Genomic DNA, 18,899 nt, shown 5'->3' on the forward strand with positions numbered 1-18,899 from the left:
GTGAGCCTTATGCGTGAGCCGGACCCGGTCCGGACCGGGCCCGCCAGCCAGCAGGGGATGCGCCGGGCCAACCTGGCCCTGGTGCTCGGGACGATCGCGGGCGGACCGCGCTCGCGCGCGGAGGTGGCCGCCGGGACCGGCCTGACCAGGGCCGCCGTCTCCTCGCTCGCCGAACAGCTGATCGCCGCCGGCCTGGTGGTCGAGGAGGGCCCCGCCGCGCCCAGCGGCAAGGTCGGCCGTCCCGGCACCGCGCTCGGCCTCAACCCGGACGGGCCCGGCGGCCTCGGCGCCGAGATCGGGGTGCGCCACCTGGGCGCCTGCGTGGTGGACCTGCGCGGGGAGGTCCGCGCCTGGCGGCGCCGGGAGGTCTCCAACCACGGGCGCGAGCCCGCCGCCGTGATGGCCGACCTCGCCCACCTGCTGCACGAGGCCGTCACCGAGTCGGGGCTGCGCCCGGCCGGGCTCACCCTGGCCGTGCCCGGGCTGGTCGGCGGCTCCGGCGGGGTGCTCCAGCGGGCCGCCAACCTGGACTGGCAGGACGTCCCGCTGGCCGCCGCACTGCGCCCGGCGCTGCGGACCGCCGGCGGCGGCCTGGCCGGGCTGCCGATCGAGGCGGACAACGAGGCCAACCTCGGCGGACTGGCCGAGCGCTGGCTGGGCGCGGGCCCGGACGACTTCCTGTACGTCTCCGCCGAGGCCGGGGTGGGCGCGGCGATCGTGGTCGGCGGCCGGCTGCTGCGCGGGGCCGGCGGCTTCGCCGGCGAGTTCGGCCACGTGCCGGTCCACCCCGACGGGCCGCGCTGCGCCTGCGGGGCGAACGGCTGCCTGGAGCAGTACGCGGGCGAGGCGGCGGTGCTGCGGGCGGCCGGTCTGACCGGAGCCCGGGGCGACTGGGTGGCGCTGCTCGCCGACCGGGCCGGGGCCGGGGAGCGGTCCGCCCTCACGGCGCTGGCCGGGGCCGGTGCCGCGCTCGGCACCGCGGCCGCCGGCGCGGTCAACCTGCTGGACCCGGCCGAGGTGGTGCTGGGCGGCGGCTACGCCCGGCTGGCGCCCTGGCTGCTGCCCGCGATGCGGGCCGAACTGGCCGCCCGGGTGACGGTGCGGCCCTGGTCGGAGGACCGGCTGACGGTCTCCCGGCTGGGCCGCCGGGGCCCGCTGCTGGGCGCGGCGGCGCGGGTCGTCCGGGCCATCGTGGCCGACCCGGGGCCGCTCGGGGCGGGGTGAGAGGCGGCCGGGCCGTCGTGGCCGACCCGGCCGACCCCGCGGGGCGCGCCGGGCCCCGGAACACGCGCCGGGCCCCCGGCCGTGGTGGCCGGGGGCCCGGTGACGGGTCGGGAGCGGGCGGCTCAGTCCTCGGTGGGGACCAGCGCGCGGCCGCCGGAGCGCGGGCCGCGCAGGACGGCCAGCAGGGCGACGCCGATGCCGATCAGTGCCCAGACCACCAGGACCAGGATCGGCAGCCCCAGGTTGGTGGAGTCGAAGTAGGCGACCGACTTGGCCGCGCTGGTGCCGGCGCCGTTCGGGATCCACGAGCTGATCGCCCGCCAGAACGGCGGCATCATCGGCGCCGGGTAGACCCCGCCCGCGCTCGGGTTGCCGAGCACCACGAAGATCAGCACCGCGATGCCGATGCCGATGATGTCGAACAGGCACTGGAGCGCCATGGTGAAGGCGCCGACCGAGAACACCACCAGCGCACCGACGGCGCTCAGGCCGAGGATCGAGCCCGGCAGCGCGTCCAGCACCGGCCCGGCGATCACCGTGCCGAGCACGCCGGCGCCGATCGAGTACAGCGCGAGCACGCCGAGGCGGATCACCAGGCGGTGGACGTTGGCCGGCTTGGAGCCCGCGCTGATGCCCAGGATGGAGGCGACCAGGTAGCCGCCGACGCACCAGCCGATCACCAGGTAGAAGGCGGAGAGGCCGTTGGTGTCGCCCTTGGCGAGCGGCACCACGTCCTGGACCTTCACGGTGCGGCCCTGGCTCTGGTCGATCGCGGTGGTGATGGTCTCGGCGGCCTTGGCCGCGGACGGGCCGCGGGCGCCGCCGACCAGCAGGGTGTCCTGGGTGCCGGTCGGGTCCACGACCAGCGCCGCGTAGATCTTCTGGTCCTTGATCTGCTGGGTCGCCGTCTCGGCGTCCGGCGCGGTGAGGGCCTTGACGGCGTCGTTCGGCACCGACTCCAGCGCCCCGACCAGCTGGGGGGCGACCTGCGGCGGGGCGACCACCGCGATGGAGAGGTTCTGCGGGGCCGGCTTGTGCAGCGCCCCGATGTACGAGGTGATGAAGCCGAGCTGGAGCAGCAGCACGCCGATCACGAGCAGTGCCGCGCGCGGGGTGACCGCACTCTTCAGTTCGGCGAGGAAACCCTGCCCCGGGGCTGCCATCCACATCTCCTTGCGTAACGGGGAAAAACGGTACTTCCAGAACCGATACTTCATACCATGAAGTAGTTGGCTTGTCGTACCTCCCGCGCCGGGCCGCGGCCGGTGCCGCTGCGCGATACTGGCGCGGTGAGCGACGAGGATGCCCTGGTGGCGGTGGAGCGCGAGGTCGCGCTGATGTTCCGGCGGGGCCGGGCCAGAGTGGCGGAACTCTCACGGCGGGTGCACCCCGGACTGGAGGGGATGGCGTACAGCCTGCTCGGCTACGTCGAGCAGGCCGGGCCGGTGCGGGTGACCGACGTCGGCGTGCACTTCTCGATCGGCAAGGCGACGGTGAGCCGGCAGATCCGGACGCTGGAGGAGCTGGGCCTGGTGGCCCGGGAGACGGACCCGCTGGACCGCCGGTCCGCGCTGGTCTCGCTCACCGAGGACGGGCGGCGGCGCTACCTGGCCGCGCAGGGCGTCCGGATGCGGCGGGTGCGCGAGGTGATGGACGGCTGGTCGCCGGAGGACGTGACCCGCTTCGCGGAGCTGCTGCACCGCTTCAACGACGTGCTGGGGGAGCCGCCGGCCGAGTGACCGGCGGTGGTCGCGCAGGCCTCCGGGGCCCGTGGGCGAGGGCTTTACTTTCCCTTGAAGAAAGTTGCCTAATTCAACCATCCAGTCTTATGGTTGCTTACGGCAACGAAATTTCATGATCCGCGTATCCCGCGCGCTCGCCGAAGGACCCAGATGACCGTGACCACCGAGGCCGCGAGCGGAACCGCCGCAGCGGCCGACAGTCAACAGATGACGCACCGTCAGGTGATGGAGGCGCTCTCCGGCCTGCTGCTCGGCCTCTTCGTGGCCGTGCTCTCCTCGACCGTCGTCTCCAACGCCCTGCCGCACATCCTCGCCGACCTGCACGGCGGCCAGTCCGCGTACACCTGGGTGATCACCGCGGCCCTGCTCACCCTCACCGCCTCCACCCCGATCTGGGGCAAGCTCTCCGACCTCGTCAGCAAGAAGCTGCTGCTCCAGATCGCCCTGCTGATCTACATCGGCACCTCGGCGCTGGCCGGCCTCTCGCAGAACACCGGCGAGCTGATCGCCTGCCGCGCGCTCCAGGGCATCGGCGCCGGCGGTGTGGTGGCGCTCGGCCAGATCTGCCTGGCCGCGATGGTCCCGGCGCGCGAGCGCGGCCGCTACAGCGGCTACTTCGGCGCGGTCTTCGCCCTCGCCACCATCGGCGGACCGCTGATCGGCGGCGTCATCGTGGACACCTCCTGGCTCGGCTGGCGCTGGTGCTTCTACGTCGGCATCCCGTTCGCGCTGGTCGCGATCCTGGTGGTGCAGCGCACCCTCAAGCTTCCGGTGGTCAAGCGCAAGGCGAAGATCGACTACCTGGGCGCCCTGGTCATCACCGGCTCGGTCAGCCTGCTGATGATCTGGATCACCCTGGCCGGCAAGAACTACGCCTGGCTCTCCTGGCAGACCGCGGCCATGGTCGGCGGCGGCGTGCTGCTGGGCGCCCTGGCCGTCGTGATCGAGCGCCGCGCCGCCGAGCCGATCATCCCGCCGAGCCTCTTCAAGCACCGCACCGTCACCCTGGCCGCGCTGGCCAGCGTGCTGGTCGGCGTCGGGATGTACGGCGCGACCACCTTCCTCAGCCAGTACTTCCAGCTGGCCCGCGCCAAGTCCCCGACCATGGCCGGCCTGATGACCCTGCCGATGATCCTCGGCCTGGCCGTCTCCTCCGCGGTCGTCGGCCGGCTGATCACCAAGTACGGCAAGTGGAAGGCCTACCTGGTCTCCGGCACCGCGCTGCTCGCCGTCGGCTTCGCGCTGCTCGGCACCGCCCGGGCCGACACCAGCTACGTGCTGCTCTCCGTCTACATGGCGATCACCGGCGTCGGCCTCGGCCTGACCAGCCAGAACCTGGTGCTCGCGGTGCAGAACACGGTGCCCCGCAACGAGCTCGGCGCGGCCAGCTCGGTGGTCACCTTCTTCCGCACCATGGGCGGTGCGATGGGCGTCTCCGCGCTCGGCGCGCTGATGTCCAACAAGGTCTCCCACTACCTGGCCGAGAACCTGGCCGCGGCGCACGTCCCGGCGTCGCCCGCGGCCTCCGGCGGCGGCATCCCGGACCTGGCCAAGCTGCCCGCCCCGATCGTGCCGCTGGTGACGGACGCCTTCGGCCACGGCGTCGGCACCATCTTCCTGTGCGCCGCCCCGTTCGCGGCACTGGCCTTCGTCACCGTGCTGTTCATCCGGGAGACCGCGCTGAGGACCACCACCCAGGAGAGCTGACCGGCCGCCGGGATACGCGAACGGGCCGGGGAGTGCGAAGGCACTCCCCGGCCCGTCGTGCCGGGTGCGGCTACTTGCCGGCGATCAGCGACAGCCCGTAGAGGACGGCCCCGCCGCACAGCGCGAAGCAGACGCAGGCGCCGGCCAGGGCGAGCCTGCCGCCGCCCGCGGCCCCGGCGCCCCCGCCCTCACGGGCGGCGACCAGGGCGGCCTCGCGGCGGGACAGCGCCAGGATGCCGAGCGCGAAGACGCAGACGACGGCGACGGTGATGCCGAAGCTGAATCCGGCGGTCTGGGCCAGGGCGTTCCACTTGATGTGCATGGTGAGTGCTCCGGGGCGTGTCTTGTGGGTTTTGTCGGATCAGGGCGCGGCGTTGGGGTGCGTGCATCGCAAGGCGGAGGAGGGAGCCACTGCGGAGTATTGGCGACCGACGACAACGCGGCGAGGTGTGTGCCCCAACGCCGCGGACCCGGCAAGGACCCGCAAGACACGCCCTGGGCCTGCGGCGCTCAGGCCGCGACCGTGGTCGAGGCGGGGGTGGGGGTGTTCGCGGCGGCGCCGGCCGGTGCGACCTCGACCGGGGTGACGTCGACGTCGTTGACGTTGTCCGCGCCGACCGGCTGGCGGCGGGAGATCACCCACATCGCGCCCGCGCCGGCCACCAGCACGACGCCGACCAGGGCGACGCCCCAGCTGCCCTGCTCGGCCAGCAGGGCGGCGCCGCCGGAGACCACGGCGGCGGCCGGCAGGGTCAGGCCCCAGGTGTAGACCATGCGGCGGACCAGGCTCCAGCGCAGCTCGCCCTTCGGGCCGCCGAGGCCGGCGCCCATGATGCCGCCGGAGCAGACCTGGGTGGTGGAGAGGCCGAAGCCCATGTGCGAGGAGGTCAGGATGACGGTCGCGGCGGCCGACTCGGAGGCGAAGCCCTGCGGCGGGCGGATGTCCGCCAGGCCCTTGCCCATCGAGCGGATGATCCGCCAGCCGCCCATGTAGGTGCCGAGCGCGATCGCGGCGCCGGCGGAGACGATCACCCAGGTGGGCGGCAGCGCGCCGTGCGGCAGGGCGCCGACCGAGACCAGGGTCAGGGTGATGATGCCCATCGTCTTCTGGGCGTCATTGGTGCCGTGGGCGAGCGAGATCAGCGAGGAGGAGAAGATCTGGCCGGTCTTGAAGCCCTTCTCGGTGGTCGCGGAGTCGCCCTTGCGGGTGATCACGTACGCCAGCTTGGTGGCGCCCCAGGAGGCCAGGCCGGCGACGAACGGGGAGGCGACCGCGGGGATGAGGATCTTGGTCACCACGGTGTCGAAGTTGACGCCGTTCATGCCGACGCCGACGATCGTGGCGCCGATCAGGCCGCCGTACAGCGCGTGCGAGGAACTGGACGGCAGTCCGCGCAGCCAGGTCAGCAGGTTCCAGAGGATGGCGCCGGCCAGGGCCGCGAAGATGATCTCGGGATGGACGCCGGCCTTCTCGTTGACGATGCCGCCGGAGATGGTGGTGGCGACCTTCACGGACAGGAACGCGCCCGCGAAGTTGAGCAGGGCCGCGATGGTGACCGCGACCTTCGGGCGAAGAGCTCCGGTCGCGATCGCGGTGGCGGCCGCGTTGGCGGTGTCGTGGAACCCGTTGGTGAAGTCGAAGGCGAGCGCCGTGATGATCACAACGGCTACCAGGAACGAGATGTGTTCCATACCCAAACAATCGTCGTAGTTGTCGCACGGACGTTGGTGACGTCGCGACCGTAGGTCTGCTTGGTAAACGGAAGGTGAACTGGGCCGGGAATCGTGGTTCCGATGGTTGACTCGCAGTGACCACTGGATTTCATCGAGGTGACATACGGCGCGCTGAACTGGACATTAGCGAAGAACGCGCCGGTTCGACCCGGTTTGCTGAGAGCTGTCTCACAGGTCCATCGAGAATTAACCTCCCGGTCCGCATGCGCCCTGTTTCCGGCGAGTAACCCGTGGGAGGATCTGCGGGATCCGGGAAGCCGGGACAGGGGCAGTGCGCGGCGGGGAGGACCAGGCCATGGGCGGGGCGGGACAGAGAGCGGAGACGGCACGCGTACGGCCCTGGGTGCGGGCGGCGCTGCGCTGCGGAGCCGTCCTCGCGGCCGCGGCGCTCGCACTGCCGGTGGGCGCCCAGGCCGCCTGGGCCGCGCCCGACCCGGGAGCCGGCCGGATCGCCGCCGACGCCGACCCGCTCGCCGCCGCCAAGGCCACCCTCGGCCCGCTGCTCGACCGGCTGCACGGGCTCTACCAGAGCGCCGAGGCCGCCACCGAGCAGTACAACGGCGCCGTCGCCAAGGCGGCGGACCAGCAGACCGCGCTCACCGACCTCCAGGGCCGGCTGGACCGCCAGCAGAAGCAGGTCGACGCGGGCACCGACATCGCCTCGCAGCTCGCCGCCGCGCAGTACCGCAACGGGGCCGCGTCGGCCTACGCGGAGCTGCTGCTCTCCAAGGACCCGTACGAGGCGGTCGTCATCGCCGAGCTGCTCGCCTCGGCCAGCCGCTCGCAGTCGGAGTTCCTGGACAAGCTGAAGAGCGACCGGGACGCGCTGGACGGGCTGAAGAAGCAGACCGAGGAGGCGCTGGCGACCGCCCGGACGCTGGTCGCCCAGCAGGACGCGGCCAAGGCCAAGGCGTCCGCCGACCTCACGGCGGTCGAGCAGATGGTCTCCTCGCTGACCGGCGCCCAGCGGACCGAGCTGGAGCAGCTGGAGAAGGCCAAGGCGGACGAGGCGCAGCTCGCCTTCCTCGCCTCCGGGGCGCTCGGCAAGGGCGAGCGCACGCCCTCCCAGCAGGGGCGCGCGGCCATCGCCTTCGCGCTGGCGCAGGTGAGCAAGCCGTACCTGTGGGGCGGTACCGGCCCGGACGCCTACGACTGCTCGGGCCTCACCTCGCAGGCCTGGCTGCACGCGGGCAAGCCGATCCCGCGCACCAGCCAGGAGCAGTGGGCGCAGCTGCCGCACGTGGCGCTCAACCAGCTGCGGCCCGGCGACCTGGTGGTGTACTTCCAGGACGCCTCGCACATCGGGATGTACATCGGCGGCGGGCTGATCGTGCAGGCGCCGCGGCCCGGCGCGTTCATCAAGATCTCGCCGATCGGTTCGATGCCGATCCTCGGGGCCGTCCGTCCCGACCCGTCCGGCGCGGCGGACGACGCCGGCGGCGCCTGGAAGGTGCCCGACCTCCCGTCGGGCTGGGACGCCGTCACGCCGATAGCGCCGAGCCCGGCCCACCAGCTGCCGGCCACGCCGGCCCCCGGCGGCGAGGTGACGCCGCCGGCCGTGCCGCAGACGCCGGGCGGGACGCCGACCACGCCGGGCGGCACCGGTACGCCGACCGACCCGGGGACGCCGTCCGGCGGCACGCCCACCTCGACCCCGACCGGCACGCCGACCGGAACGCCGACCGGGCCGGGCACCCCGAGCGGGACCGGCACCCCGAGCGGGACCGGCACGCCCACCCCGACGGGGACGGGCACCCCGACGGGGAGCCCGAGCGGCACCGGCTCGGCGACCGCCTCGGCCCCGGGCAGCGCGACGGCCACGCTGCCGCTGGGCACGCCGACGCACTGACACCGCGGTACTGACACCGCGGCACTGACACCGCGACACGCAGGCCGCCCCACGTCACCGGACGTGGGGCGGCCTGCGTGCTGTGCCGCCCGGGGCGGCCGGCGGCTACGCGCCGCTGTCGGGGGCGAAGCGGATCACGACGGCCTTGGAGGTCGGCGTGTTGCTGATGTCGGCGGTGGAGTCGAGCGGCACCAGGACGTTGGTCTCGGGGTAGTAGGCCGCCGCGCCGCCGCGGGCGACGGGGTAGTGGACGACCCGGAAGTGCGGGGCGCGGCGCTCCACGCCGTCGCTCCACTCGCCGACCAGGTCGACGTACCCGCCGTCGGTGAGCCCGAGCTCGTCGGCGTCCGCGGGGTTGACCAGGACCACCCGGCGGCCGCCCTTGATGCCGCGGTAGCGGTCGTCGAGGCCGTAGACGGTGGTGTTGTACTGGTCGTGCGAGCGCAGCGTCTGGAGCAGCAGCCGGCCCGGCGGGACCTCGGGGGCGGTCAGCGGGTTGACGGAGAAGTTGGCCCTGCCGGTCGCGGTCGGGAAGGTGCGGGTGTCCCGGGGGCCGTGCGGCAGGGTGAAGCCGCCGGGGCGGCGGACCTTCTCGTTGTAGTCCGCGAAGCCCGGCACGACGCGGGCGATCCGGTCCCGCAGGGTGTCGTAGTCGGCGGCGAAGTCCTCCCACGGCACGGTGTCCTGCGGCCCGAGCACGGCGCGGGCGAGCCGGCAGACGATCGCGGTCTCGGAGAGCAGTCCGGGGGCGGGCGGGCGCAGGCCGCCGCGCGAGGCGTGCACCTGGCCCATCGAGTCCTCGACGCTGACGAACTGGGCGCCGCGCGCGGTGACGTCCCGGTCGGTGCGCCCCAGGGTGGGCAGGATCAGGGCGCGGGCGCCGGTGACCACGTGCGAGCGGTTGAGCTTGGTGGAGACGTGGACGGTCAGCCGGCAGCGGCGCATCGCGGCCTCGGTGACCTCGGTGTCCGGGGTGGCCGCGACGAAGTTGCCGCCCATCGCGAAGAAGACCCCGACCCTGCCGTCGCGCATCGCGCGGATGGTGTCCACCGAGTCGAGGCCGTGCTCGCGCGGCGGCTCGAAGCGGAACTCCTCGCCCAGCGCGTCCAGGAAGGCGGCGGTGGGGCGTTCGAAGATGCCCATCGTCCGGTCGCCCTGGACGTTGCTGTGCCCGCGCACCGGGCAGACCCCGGCGCCGGGGCGGCCGACGTTGCCGCGCAGCAGCAGGAAGTTGACGACCTCGCGGATGGTCGGCACGGCGTGCTTGTGCTGGGTGAGGCCCATCGCCCAGCAGACGATGATCTTCTCGGACTTCAGCACCAGCTCGCCGAGCTCTTCTATCTGCTCCCAGGGCAGTCCGGTCGCGGCGAGCACCTCTTCGCGGTCGGTCCCGCGCGCCTGGGCCTCGAACTCCTCGAAGCCGTAGCAGTGTTCGGCGACGAAGTCGCGGTCGACGCCGTCCCGCTCCAGGACGATCCGGTTCAGCGCGCGAAACAGCGCGAGGTCGCCGCCGAGGCGGATCTGCAGGAAGAGGTCGGTCAGCTTGGTGCCCTGGCCGGCCAGGCCGCGCGCGTGCTGGGGGTTCTTGAACCGCTCCAGGCCCGCCTCCGGCAGCGGGTTGACGCTGACGATCGTGGCGCCGGCCCGCTTGGCGCGCTCCAGCGCGGAGAGCATCCGGGGGTGGTTGGTGCCCGGGTTCTGACCGGCCACGATGATCAGGTCGGCCTGGTAGAGGTCCTTCAGGCTGACGCTGCCCTTGCCGACGCCGAGCGTCTCGGTGAGCGCCGAGCCGGAGGACTCGTGGCACATGTTGGAGCAGTCCGGCAGGTTGTTGGTGCCGAGCCGGCGGGCGAACAGCTGGTAGGCGAAGGCGGCCTCGTTGCTGGTCCGGCCGGAGGTGTAGAAGGCGGCGCCGTCCGGGGTGTCCAGGGCCCTCAGCTCCTCGGCGATCAGCGCGAAGGCGTCGTCCCAGGAGACCGGCGTGTAGTGGGTGGCGCCCTCGTCGAGCAGCATCGGCGCGGTGAGCCGGCCCTGCTGGCCCAGCCAGTAGCCGGAACGCCCGGCCAGGTCGGCGACCGGGTGGGCGGCGAAGAAGTCGGCGTGGACGCGCCGCTCGGTGGCCTCCTCGGCGACGGCCTTGGCGCCGTTCTCGCAGAACTCGGCGGTGTGCGGCTTGTCCGGCTCCGGCCAGGCGCAGCCGGGGCAGTCGAAGCCGTTCTGCTGGTTGACCTTGCGCAGGGTGGCCAGGGTGCGGCGGGCGCCCATCTGCTCGGCGGCCATCCGCAGGCTGTGGCCGACGGCGGGCAGTCCGGCGGCCGCGTGCTGGGGCGTGGACACCTCGGGGGCGTCCTGCGCCGGGTCGCTCTGCGGGGCCTGCTTGGCCATGGCCGCTCTCCTCGGGCTCTGCTGGGTTCGCACCGCCGCGTTCGCGCGGGGATTCGATTCCATCCTTCCACCTGGCCGGGGCCCGGGGGAGAGGCGGAGGGGAGGGCGACGGCGGGGGGAAGGGCGGTGGGCGGCGTCGGTAGAGTCTGGGCGTCATGGCGGGAGGGGAGGGCGCGTGCGAGTCGGGGACGTCCTGGACGGCCGGTACGAGCTGGTGGAGAAGCTCGGGCAAGGCGGGTTCGGGGTGGTGTGGCGGGCCCGGGACACCCGGATGGGGCGGCCGGTGGCGGTCAAGGTCATCGGGCACCACGGCGGTGACCGGGCGAAGGCCGCGCTGCGGTTCGTCCGGGAGGCCGGTGCGGCCGGCAACCTCTCGCACCCGCACATCGTCACGGTGCACGACCTGGGGCAGTGCGAGCTCGGCGGCGAGGAGGTCACCTACCTGGTGATGGAGCTGCTCACCGGCCGCACCCTCACCGAGGTGCTGCGGGCGGGGGTGCCGGAGCCCGCGCTCAGCCTGCGCTGGGGGCGGCAGATCGGCGGAGCGCTGGCGGCCGCGCACGACGCGGGCATGGTGCACCGGGACATCAAGCCGGACAACGTGATGATCACCGACGCCGGGCAGCTGAAGGTGCTGGACTTCGGCATCGCCCAGCTGGACACCGGCGCGGGCGGGCTGACCACCACCGGGACGATCGTCGGCAGCCCGGCGTACATGGCGCCGGAGCGCTGGACCGGCGGCCGGGTGGACGGGCGGGCCGACCTCTACGCGCTGGGCTGCGTCCTGATCGAACTCTTCACCGGGGCACGGCCGTTCGGCGGGGACTCGACGCCGGTGCTGATGTACCAGCACCTCAACGAGGCGCCGGCGCCGCTGGACCCGGCGCAGTTCGGGCTGCCGCCGCAGGTGGCCGGGCTGGTCGCGGAGCTGCTGGCGAAGGATCCGGCGGACCGGCCGGCCGACGCCCGTACGGTCGAGCGGCGGCTCGCCGAGCTGGCCGAGCCGGCCGACTGGCCGGGCGGCCGGGCGGCCTCGGCGCGGCCGCCGGCGCCGACCGTGGTGGAGCGTCCGGGGCCGGTGGCGCCACCGCCGCCGAGCGCCCCGCCGGTCGTCCCCGCGCCCGCGCCCGCGCCTGCGCCTGCCCTGCCGCCCGCGCCCGTGCCCGCCGCGCCGCCCGCCGTCCCGTCGGTGCTGCCCCCGCTGACCACGCCGCCGGTGACGGCCACGCCGCCGGCCGAGTCCGTCCGGGCCGCACTGCGCGAGCGCCGGTCCGCCGCCTACCGGGCGGCGACGGCCGGCGAGTCGGCGATGCTGCTGCAGACGCTCGCCCAGGAGTGCGTGACGGTGCTCGGCCGGAGCGACCGGGACACCCTGTGCACCTGGCGGGACTTCGCCTGGTACCTCAGCCGGACCGGGGACCTGAACGGCGCGGTCCGGCTGTTGACCGCCCTGGTGGACGACATGCGCTCGGCGCTCGGCCCGGTCGACCCGGACACCCTCGGCGCCCGCTACCACCTGGTCTGGTGCGTCGGCGAGAGCGGTGCGCCGGTCACCGCGATCCGGCTGATGAACGAGCTGCTGCCCGACCTGCACGCCGCCTGGGGCCCGTACGACCCGCGGGTCCTGAAGGCCCGGCACGACCTCGCGCTGCACCGGGCCAACCGGGGCGACCCGCAGGGCGCGGTGCTCCAGCTGCACGGGCTGCTGCCGGACCTCGCCCGGGTGCTGGGCGAGCACCACCCGAGCACCGTGCAGGCCTGGCGGGACCTGGCCGGCTACCAGCAGCAGCTGGCCCAGGCCGGCCGCAAGGGGCCGGGGCAGCGCCGCCGCACGCCGCGGATGAGCCCGATGGAGGCGCTGGTGCTGGTGCGGCGGCTGCGGCTGTGGGACTTCGCCACCGACGAGGAGGCCCGGGCCTGCATGGACGCGCTGGACCGGGGGATCGGCCTGAAGGGCGTCGCGGACGTGGTGTTCGACGCACCGGACCACGTCTCGGACGAGGACCTGGTGGAGGAGATCTTCGGGGCCTGAGCGCCGCCGCCACGGCGCTCAGCCCGCCAGGGCCGGCGCCGGAAGGGCGGCCAGGGCGTGGAGCAGGGCGCGGGCGGCGGCGTCGTTCTGCCGGAAGCCCGGGGCGTTGGTGCGCGGGCGGGCGAAGGCGGCGGCCGCGCGCAGGCTGGTGTGCGGGCCGAGGGCGGTGCGGCGGGGGTGTGGGGCGCCGCCGAGGGCCGGGTCGAGCAGCCGGCTGTCCGCGGGGGTGATGGTGACCAGGCCGGAGCGGTGGGTGTAGTCGGGGTCGGTGACCACCTCCTCGACGATCCGTCCGGTGCGGTGCAGGTCGCGCAGCACCGGGTCCAGGGTTCGGGCCAGCGCGTGCTTGGGCAGGTACGCCTCGACCAGCGCCGTGGCGGTGACCCGGTGGCCGGGCACGGTGGCGCCGCCGGCCCGCCAGGTGCCGCTCGCCTCGTCCCGTTCGATCCGCACGTCCGCGCCGAGGAAGCGCACCACCCCGGCCTCGGAGAGGGCGAGCAGCTGGCGCAGCCGGAAGCCGGGCGGGCCGGAGGCGAGGAAGCTGAAGTAGCCGAAGAACCACCCGTCCACCTCCTCGGCGATCGACCGGGCGGTGAGCCGGCCGCTCGCCATCACCCGGGGGAGCTGGCCGAACAGCGAGAGCAGGCCGAGGAAGGCGCCGAGGTCGGCGCTGTGCGCCGGGTCGGCGCGGCGGTCGGCGTCGGCGGTGACGTACCCGCGCAGGTGCGCCTGGAGCTCCTCGTCGGTGCCGAGTTCGAGCCCGGCCAGCGGGTGGTCGAGCCGTTCGAAGTCGATCCGGTCGGCCGGGTCGGGGACGGCCTCGGCGATCAGGGCGGCGAGTTCGGGGCCGTACCAGTGGTGCCGGTCGTAGCGGTGGAGGAACTCCGGCCAGGGCAGGGCGGTGCGCCCGGGGTGGGCGTGGAACAGCTCGTGGTAGTGCCCGAAGGCGATCTCCTTGGCCATCAACGGCCAGAAGTCGCGCCGCAGTTCGAGCTGTCCGCCGGTGGTGAGCACGGTGTTCACGGCGGTCTCGTCGAAGTACCGGGGGAGCGGGGCGGGCGGCCCCTGGAGCCGGTAGCCGGTCTTGGAGTGGTACGGGACGCCGCGCCGGGAGCCGAGGTGGAGCACCGGCTCGCGGCCGGACGGCAGGTAGCGCAGCGCGGGCCCGTCCCCGATCGGCTCGAAGCGGCCGCCGCGGCCCTCGGTGAGCAGCGTGACCAGGTCCACCGAGGCGAGGCCGAGGCCGCGCAGCACCACCTGCTCGCCGGGGGCGAGGGCGGCCAGTTCGGCGGTCACGTCGGCGGAGTGGGCGGGCGGGAGGTGGAAGCGGCCGTGCCGGGCGGCGAAGGCGGCGTCGGCGGCGAAGCGCGGGTGCGGGGCCGAGTCGAGGTGGCCGAGGGTGAGCACGACGTGGTCGGCGGTGAGCGTCCGGTCGGTGAGGTGGACGCTCTGCGGGCCGTCGGCCGGGCCCTCGATCCGCCGGACGGTGTCGCGGTGGACGGTGACCGCGATGTGCGCCGGCAGTTCGGCGACGGCGCGGCGGAACACCCAGTCCAGGTAGGCGCTCTGGGCCCGGCGGGTGGGGAAGTCCGCGGGCGCGAGGGTGCGCAGCTCGGCCCGGACGGCCGGGTCGGCGACCTCCCGGTAGGGCGCGAACTCCTCCTGCCGCGCGGCCCATTCGGCGAGCGAGGGGCCGGGGCGGACCGGCCCTTCGAGGGTGGAGCGCTCGTCGGTGAACATGGTGACGTCCTCGGCCATGGAGTTCATCCGCAGCAGCGGGGACTGGTCGTGGCGCCAGATCCGGCCCGCGCCCGGCGGGTACGGGTCGACCAGGTGGATCGCCAACGGGCGGTCTTCGGGCAGGAGTTCGGCCGCATTGGCGGCGATCCGCTCCAGCAGCCCGGTGCCGCGCGGGCCGGCGCCGACGATGACCAGCGCCGTCATGCCCGCACCACCTTCACGAAGGCCGCGCGGGCCCGCTGCAGCGGGGTGGGCGGCAGGCCGTCGCGGGTGGCGCCCCGGGCGAAGTGCCGTTCCACGTAGTACTGGCCGACGGACAGCAGGGTGGTGACCACCAGGTACCAGATGGTGGCGACCATCAGCATCGGGATGACCCGGTACGACTGGAGGTAGACCAGCTGCACCGAGTAGAGCAGGTCGGAGACGGCCAGCACGCTGACGATGCTGGTGCCCTTGAGCGCGCCGATCAGCATGTTCCCGGCGGTCGGCACGATCGCCCGCATCGCCTGCGGCACCACGATCCGGCGCAGCACCCGCCACCGGCCGAGCCCGAGTGCGGACGCCGCCTCCAGCTGGCCGCGGTCGACGGACAGGATGCCGCCGCGGATCACCTCGGCGGCGTACGCGGTCTCCAGCAGGGTGAGGCCGATGACGGCGGTCAGGGTGGGGCCCATCAGGTTGACGGTCCTGACCGTGACGAACTCGGGGCCGAACGGGACGCCGAGGCCGAGGGTGGGGTAGAGCGCGCCGATGTTGAAGAAGAACAGCAGCTGCACCAGCGGCGGGGTGGAGCGGAACACCCAGATGTAGACCCAGCTCAGCGTGCGCAGCACCGGGTTGGCGGACAGCCGCATGGTGGCGAGGAGGGTGCCGAGCACGAAGCCGAGGGCGAGGGTGACGGCCGTCAGCCAGAGGGTCAGGGCGAGTCCGTCGAGCACGGACCGGGCGGTGAACCAGTCGGCGACCACGCTCCACTGGAAGGCCTTGTTGCGGATCACCGAGTTGACCGCCATCGCGGCCAGCAGCAGGGCGACGGCGGCGGCGGCCCACTGGCCGGGCCTGCGGCGGGCGACGATCCGGGCCTCGGCGGCGGGCGGCGCGGCGGGGCGGTCGAGTGGGGAGGGGGCGGGCAGGACGTCCTGCGGGGTGGCCATGGCGGCGGCTCCTGGGCGGAGTGCGGGCGGGGAGATGTACGGCGGTGGTCACGTACGCGGGCGCGGCCCGTGTCCCTCAACACGGCCGGCGCATGGCACTGCACTCCGCGCCGATCGTACGCATGCGCGATCGACGGCTGTCAAGGGTGATCGGGACGGCGGAGGGCCCGGCCGGGGCGCGTCGGAAAAGCGACAGGAGATCGCAACAGTGCGGCAATGATGGATGGTTGACGTACCGATCGGCCGACTGCTCAACTTGAGGCCATGTACGCCGAGCAGCCCCTGGTCAGCCGCGACCACATCGACTTCGGTCGGGTGTGGTCCGCGGCGTGTCGCGGCTGACCCGGCAGCGGGCCGTCCGTCCGGCCTGATCTCCCGGCGGGGAGCCCTCCCTCGGTTCGCCCCGTCGCGGCCCGGATCCGTCGTCGGCGACCGGCGACGCGTCAGGCCTTCGCTGCCGCCGTCGACTTCGCACTGCGCTCCGGCCCTTCCGCACTCCGGTCCTCCCGCACTCCGGCAGTTCCCTCCCGTCCCCCCTCTTCACCGGCACGTCCACCGTCACGTGTTCGACGGCCGCCCCGCCGCGGCCGCCTCCGGCGCCCCCCGCCTTCGGCCGGGCGGCACCCCCTGCCCACCCGCAGTCCACCGGAGTCCCGCCCACCCGAAAGGTTCCGCCATGCCCGTCGAATTCCTCGGTATCGCCGCCACCGGAGACGGTTCGGAGACCACCGCCCGCACCACCGCCGCCTTCGACCGCGACTACACCCTGCGGCTGGCCCGGGCGCACGAGGACCACGGCTGGGACCGGGTGCTCTTCGCCTACGGGGCCGGCGCCCCGGAGCCGTCGGCCGCGGCGGCCTTCCTCGCCTCGCACCTGGAGCGCCTCCAGATCCTGCTGGCGCACCGGCCGAACGTCTCCTACCCGACCTTCGCGGCCAAGACCTTCGCGACCCTCGACCGGATCAGCGACGGCCGGCTGACCGTGCACTTCATCACCGGCGGCAACGACCACGAGCAGCAGCGCGAGGGCGACTTCCTGACCAAGGACCAGCGCTACGAGCGCACCCGGGAGTACATCGGCATCGTCAAGAAGGCCTGGACCAGCCGGGAGCCCTTCGACCACGAGGGCCCGCACTACCGCTTCAACGACTTCGTCTCGGACGTCTTCCCCGTGCAGCAGCCGCGCCCGGGGGTCTCCTTCGGCGGCTCCTCCGACGCGGCCTACGCGGCCGGCGGCGCCGAGGCGGACGTCTACTGCCTCTGGGGCGAGCCGCTGGCCCGCACCGCCGAGCAGATCGAGCGGGTGAAGGAGGCGGCCCGGGCGGCCGGGCGCACCGACGTGCCGCGGATCCAGGTGGCGTTCCGGCCGATCATCGCGCCGACCGAGGAGCTGGCCTGGGAGAAGGCGCACCGGACGGTGGCCGCGATCCGGGACCGTCGGGGCACCGACCGGGCGGGGACGAACCCGGCGACCGGGACGCGCGAGGCCGGGACGCGCGAGACCGCGGCACCCGAGAACGTCGGCTCCCAGCGGCTGATCGAGATCGCCGAGGCCGGCGAGCGCTACGACCGCGCCCTGTGGACCCCGACCGCCGCGGCCACCGGCGGGGCGGGCAACTCCAACGCGCTGGTCGGCACCCCGGAGACGGTCGCCCAGGCGCTGCTCGACTACTACGACCTCGGCGTGGACATCCTCTCCGCGCGCGGCTACCACCTGCTGGACGACGCGATCGACTTCGGCCGGTACGTCATCCCGATCGTCCGCGAGGAGGTCGCCAAGCGGGACGCCGCCAGGGCCGCCAAGGCCGCCAAGGCCGCCAAGGCCGAGCGGGCCGAGCGCGACCGCCACCAGCTGATCGCGGTGCAGGCGTGAGCGCGGGCGCGGGCCCGGCCGACGGGTGGGAGTTCCGCCGGGTCACGATCGACGATCCGCTGGTCGAGCCGCTGCTGCGCGAGCTCACCCACGAGTACGTCACCCGGTACGGCCCCGAGGCGCACCAGGAGATGACCCGCTACCCGGCCGGGGACTTCGCCGAGCCGCACGGCGTGCTGCTGCTCCTGCTGGAGGACGGCGAACCGGTGGCCGGCGGCGCGTACAAGCGCTACGACGACCGCACCGCCGAGGTGAAGCGGATGTGGACGCACTCCGCGCACCGGCGCCGGGGCCTGGCCCGCCGGGTGCTGGCCGAGCTGGAGCGGACGGCGGCCGCGGCCGGCTACACCCGCTTCCACCTCACCACCGGCCCGCGCCAGCCCGAGGCCAGGAACCTCTACCTGGCGGCCGGCTACACCCCGCTGTTCGACGTCTCCGCCGACCCCCTGACCATCGGGCCGCTCCCCTTCGAGAAGCACCTGCCCGTTCTGACCACGACCTCCTGAAAGGCCCCCTCGTGAGAACCACCACCGTCCGCCGCCTGCTCGCGACCGCCGTCCTGCTGCCGGTCCTGGTCCTGGCCGCCTGCGGTTCGGACCCGAAGATCGCGGGCGCGGCGGCGGGCGGTCCGGCCGCCACCGCCACCGAGGACCTCGTCTCCGGCCTCAGGACCTCGGAGTCCGCCGCCGCGCTGCTGCCCGAGGAGGTCCGCAGGGCCGGCACGCTGAAGTTCGGCTCGGCCTTCGGCGCGCCGCCCAGCGCGTTCTACACCGACCAGGCCGACAAGAAGCCGGCCGGGATCGACGTGGACTTCACCGACGCGGTGGCCAGGCTGCTCGGCCTGACCGTGCAGCGCGAGCAGGCCGCCTTCGAGACCATCCTGCCCGCCCTGGACAGCGGGAAGTACGACGTCGGCACCGGCAACTTCGGGGTCACCGCGGCCCGGCTGAGGACCATCGACTTCGTCACCTACATCGACGACGGCCAGGGCTTCGCGGTGAAGAAGGACAACACCGCGGTCCAGCCGGTCACCGACCTGCTCCAGCTGTGCGGACTGACCATCGGCACCGGCGCCGGCACCACCTTCGAGACCACCCTCAACAGCCGGAAGAACGTCTGCGCCGACGCCGGGAAGAAGCCGTACGAGGTCAAGGCGTTCGGCGAGAGCGGCGCCCTGCTGACCAGCCTCCAGCAGGGCCGGGTGGACATCGAGATGTCCACCATCAACGGGCTGCGCCACCAGGCCGCGCAGGAGGCCTCCGGGACCCGCTTCCTCAACGAGTTCCACCGCCTCGACGTCGGCTTCGCCCTGAAGAAGGGCTCGAAGCTCGCCCCGGCCCTCCAGGCGGCGGTCAACCAGCTGATCAAGGACGGGACGTACGAGCGGATCCTGCGCAAGTGGGGGGTCGCCGAGTCGGCGATCGAGGAATCGCGGATCAGCCCGCCCGAGCACGCCTGA

The 18,899-nt window shown here is 74.0% G+C and carries 14 protein-coding genes; 8 read left to right on the plus strand and 6 right to left on the minus strand.

Translation table 11 applies throughout. The features are described 5' to 3' along the window. Positions 1-9: 9 nt before the first annotated feature. Entirely contained in the window at positions 10-1,224 is a 1,215-nt protein-coding gene (locus ACZ6EM_RS11000) for an ROK family transcriptional regulator (RefSeq protein WP_452177035.1), read from the plus strand. Positions 1,225-1,346: 122 nt separating this feature from the next. Here ACZ6EM_RS11000 and ACZ6EM_RS11005 read toward each other — a convergent pair whose 3' ends face one another. Next, positions 1,347-2,387: a DUF3533 domain-containing protein gene (locus ACZ6EM_RS11005; RefSeq protein ID WP_401047692.1), complete on the minus strand. Its 1,041-nt coding sequence runs from the start codon at positions 2,385-2,387 to the stop codon at positions 1,347-1,349. A 126-nt stretch (positions 2,388-2,513) separates the two neighbouring features. Between ACZ6EM_RS11005 and ACZ6EM_RS11010 the strand changes: the two genes are divergently transcribed. Then, the gene (locus ACZ6EM_RS11010) at positions 2,514-2,963 is read left to right on the plus strand and encodes a MarR family winged helix-turn-helix transcriptional regulator (RefSeq protein ID WP_380550118.1); all 450 of its coding nucleotides are present in this window, start codon (positions 2,514-2,516) and stop codon (positions 2,961-2,963) included. A 210-nt stretch (positions 2,964-3,173) separates the two neighbouring features. Continuing rightward, positions 3,174-4,673, plus strand: coding sequence for an MDR family MFS transporter (locus tag ACZ6EM_RS11015; RefSeq protein WP_465772255.1), 1,500 nt, complete (start codon positions 3,174-3,176; stop codon positions 4,671-4,673). A gap of 70 nt (positions 4,674-4,743) precedes the next feature. Here ACZ6EM_RS11015 and ACZ6EM_RS11020 read toward each other — a convergent pair whose 3' ends face one another. Further along, positions 4,744-4,995 carry a hypothetical protein gene (locus ACZ6EM_RS11020; RefSeq protein WP_359904451.1) on the minus strand — a complete coding sequence of 84 codons (252 nt, stop codon included), beginning with the start codon at positions 4,993-4,995 and terminating at the stop codon, positions 4,744-4,746. A 188-nt stretch (positions 4,996-5,183) separates the two neighbouring features. Further along, positions 5,184-6,365: an inorganic phosphate transporter gene (locus ACZ6EM_RS11025; RefSeq protein WP_359904449.1), complete on the minus strand. Its 1,182-nt coding sequence runs from the start codon at positions 6,363-6,365 to the stop codon at positions 5,184-5,186. 337 nt (positions 6,366-6,702) lie between these two features. On the opposite strand from ACZ6EM_RS11025, the gene ACZ6EM_RS11030 reads away from it, so the two are divergent. Continuing rightward, positions 6,703-8,256, plus strand: a complete 1,554-nt coding sequence (locus ACZ6EM_RS11030; protein ID WP_465772256.1) for a C40 family peptidase — start codon at positions 6,703-6,705, stop codon at positions 8,254-8,256. Positions 8,257-8,361: 105 nt separating this feature from the next. Here ACZ6EM_RS11030 and ACZ6EM_RS11035 read toward each other — a convergent pair whose 3' ends face one another. Beyond that, entirely contained in the window at positions 8,362-10,641 is a 2,280-nt protein-coding gene (locus ACZ6EM_RS11035) for an FdhF/YdeP family oxidoreductase (RefSeq protein WP_465772257.1), read from the minus strand. A 175-nt stretch (positions 10,642-10,816) separates the two neighbouring features. Between ACZ6EM_RS11035 and ACZ6EM_RS11040 the strand changes: the two genes are divergently transcribed. After that, entirely contained in the window at positions 10,817-12,673 is a 1,857-nt protein-coding gene (locus ACZ6EM_RS11040) for a serine/threonine-protein kinase (protein ID WP_465772258.1), read from the plus strand. An 18-nt stretch (positions 12,674-12,691) separates the two neighbouring features. Here ACZ6EM_RS11040 and ACZ6EM_RS11045 read toward each other — a convergent pair whose 3' ends face one another. Both ACZ6EM_RS11045 and ACZ6EM_RS11050 read right to left on the minus strand, forming a co-directional pair. Beyond that, positions 12,692-14,617 carry an FAD/NAD(P)-binding protein gene (locus ACZ6EM_RS11045; RefSeq protein WP_465772259.1) on the minus strand — a complete coding sequence of 642 codons (1,926 nt, stop codon included), beginning with the start codon at positions 14,615-14,617 and terminating at the stop codon, positions 12,692-12,694. Further along, positions 14,614-15,567 (minus strand): amino acid ABC transporter permease, encoded by a 954-nt coding sequence (locus ACZ6EM_RS11050; protein WP_401044441.1) that lies wholly within the window; start codon positions 15,565-15,567, stop codon positions 14,614-14,616. Before ACZ6EM_RS11050 ends, ACZ6EM_RS11045 begins: the two co-directional genes overlap by 4 nt. 676 nt (positions 15,568-16,243) lie before the next feature. Between ACZ6EM_RS11050 and ACZ6EM_RS11055 the strand changes: the two genes are divergently transcribed. The 3 genes from ACZ6EM_RS11055 to ACZ6EM_RS11065 are packed head-to-tail and all read left to right on the plus strand — an operon-like array spanning position 16,244 to position 18,899. Continuing rightward, positions 16,244-17,440: an LLM class flavin-dependent oxidoreductase gene (locus tag ACZ6EM_RS11055; RefSeq protein ID WP_465772260.1), complete on the plus strand. Its 1,197-nt coding sequence runs from the start codon at positions 16,244-16,246 to the stop codon at positions 17,438-17,440. After that, positions 17,437-17,946 carry a GNAT family N-acetyltransferase gene (locus ACZ6EM_RS11060; protein ID WP_359900006.1) on the plus strand — a complete coding sequence of 170 codons (510 nt, stop codon included), beginning with the start codon at positions 17,437-17,439 and terminating at the stop codon, positions 17,944-17,946. Before ACZ6EM_RS11055 ends, ACZ6EM_RS11060 begins: the two co-directional genes overlap by 4 nt. A gap of 11 nt (positions 17,947-17,957) precedes the next feature. Next, the gene (locus ACZ6EM_RS11065; RefSeq protein WP_465772261.1) at positions 17,958-18,899 is read left to right on the plus strand and encodes an ABC transporter substrate-binding protein; all 942 of its coding nucleotides are present in this window, start codon (positions 17,958-17,960) and stop codon (positions 18,897-18,899) included.

The sequence above is a fragment of the Kitasatospora sp. NPDC041917 genome, assembly GCF_055589745.1.

Excerpts from the sequence above, each read along its gene's own strand:
- ACZ6EM_RS11000 (WP_452177035.1), top strand. The coding sequence starts at position 10 with ATGCGTGAGCCGGACCCGGTCCGGACCGGGCCCGCCAGCCAGCAGGGG.
- ACZ6EM_RS11005 (WP_401047692.1), bottom strand. The coding sequence starts at position 2,387 with ATGGCAGCCCCGGGGCAGGGTTTCCTCGCCGAACTGAAGAGTGCGGTC.
- ACZ6EM_RS11015 (WP_465772255.1), top strand. The coding sequence starts at position 3,174 with ATGACGCACCGTCAGGTGATGGAGGCGCTCTCCGGCCTGCTGCTCGGC.
- ACZ6EM_RS11020 (WP_359904451.1), bottom strand. The coding sequence starts at position 4,995 with ATGCACATCAAGTGGAACGCCCTGGCCCAGACCGCCGGATTCAGCTTC.
- ACZ6EM_RS11025 (WP_359904449.1), bottom strand. The coding sequence starts at position 6,365 with ATGGAACACATCTCGTTCCTGGTAGCCGTTGTGATCATCACGGCGCTC.
- ACZ6EM_RS11030 (WP_465772256.1), top strand. The coding sequence starts at position 6,703 with ATGGGCGGGGCGGGACAGAGAGCGGAGACGGCACGCGTACGGCCCTGG.
- ACZ6EM_RS11035 (WP_465772257.1), bottom strand. The coding sequence starts at position 10,641 with ATGGCCAAGCAGGCCCCGCAGAGCGACCCGGCGCAGGACGCCCCCGAG.
- ACZ6EM_RS11045 (WP_465772259.1), bottom strand. The coding sequence starts at position 14,617 with ATGACGGCGCTGGTCATCGTCGGCGCCGGCCCGCGCGGCACCGGGCTG.
- ACZ6EM_RS11050 (WP_401044441.1), bottom strand. The coding sequence starts at position 15,567 with ATGGCCACCCCGCAGGACGTCCTGCCCGCCCCCTCCCCACTCGACCGC.
- ACZ6EM_RS11055 (WP_465772260.1), top strand. The coding sequence starts at position 16,244 with ATGCCCGTCGAATTCCTCGGTATCGCCGCCACCGGAGACGGTTCGGAG.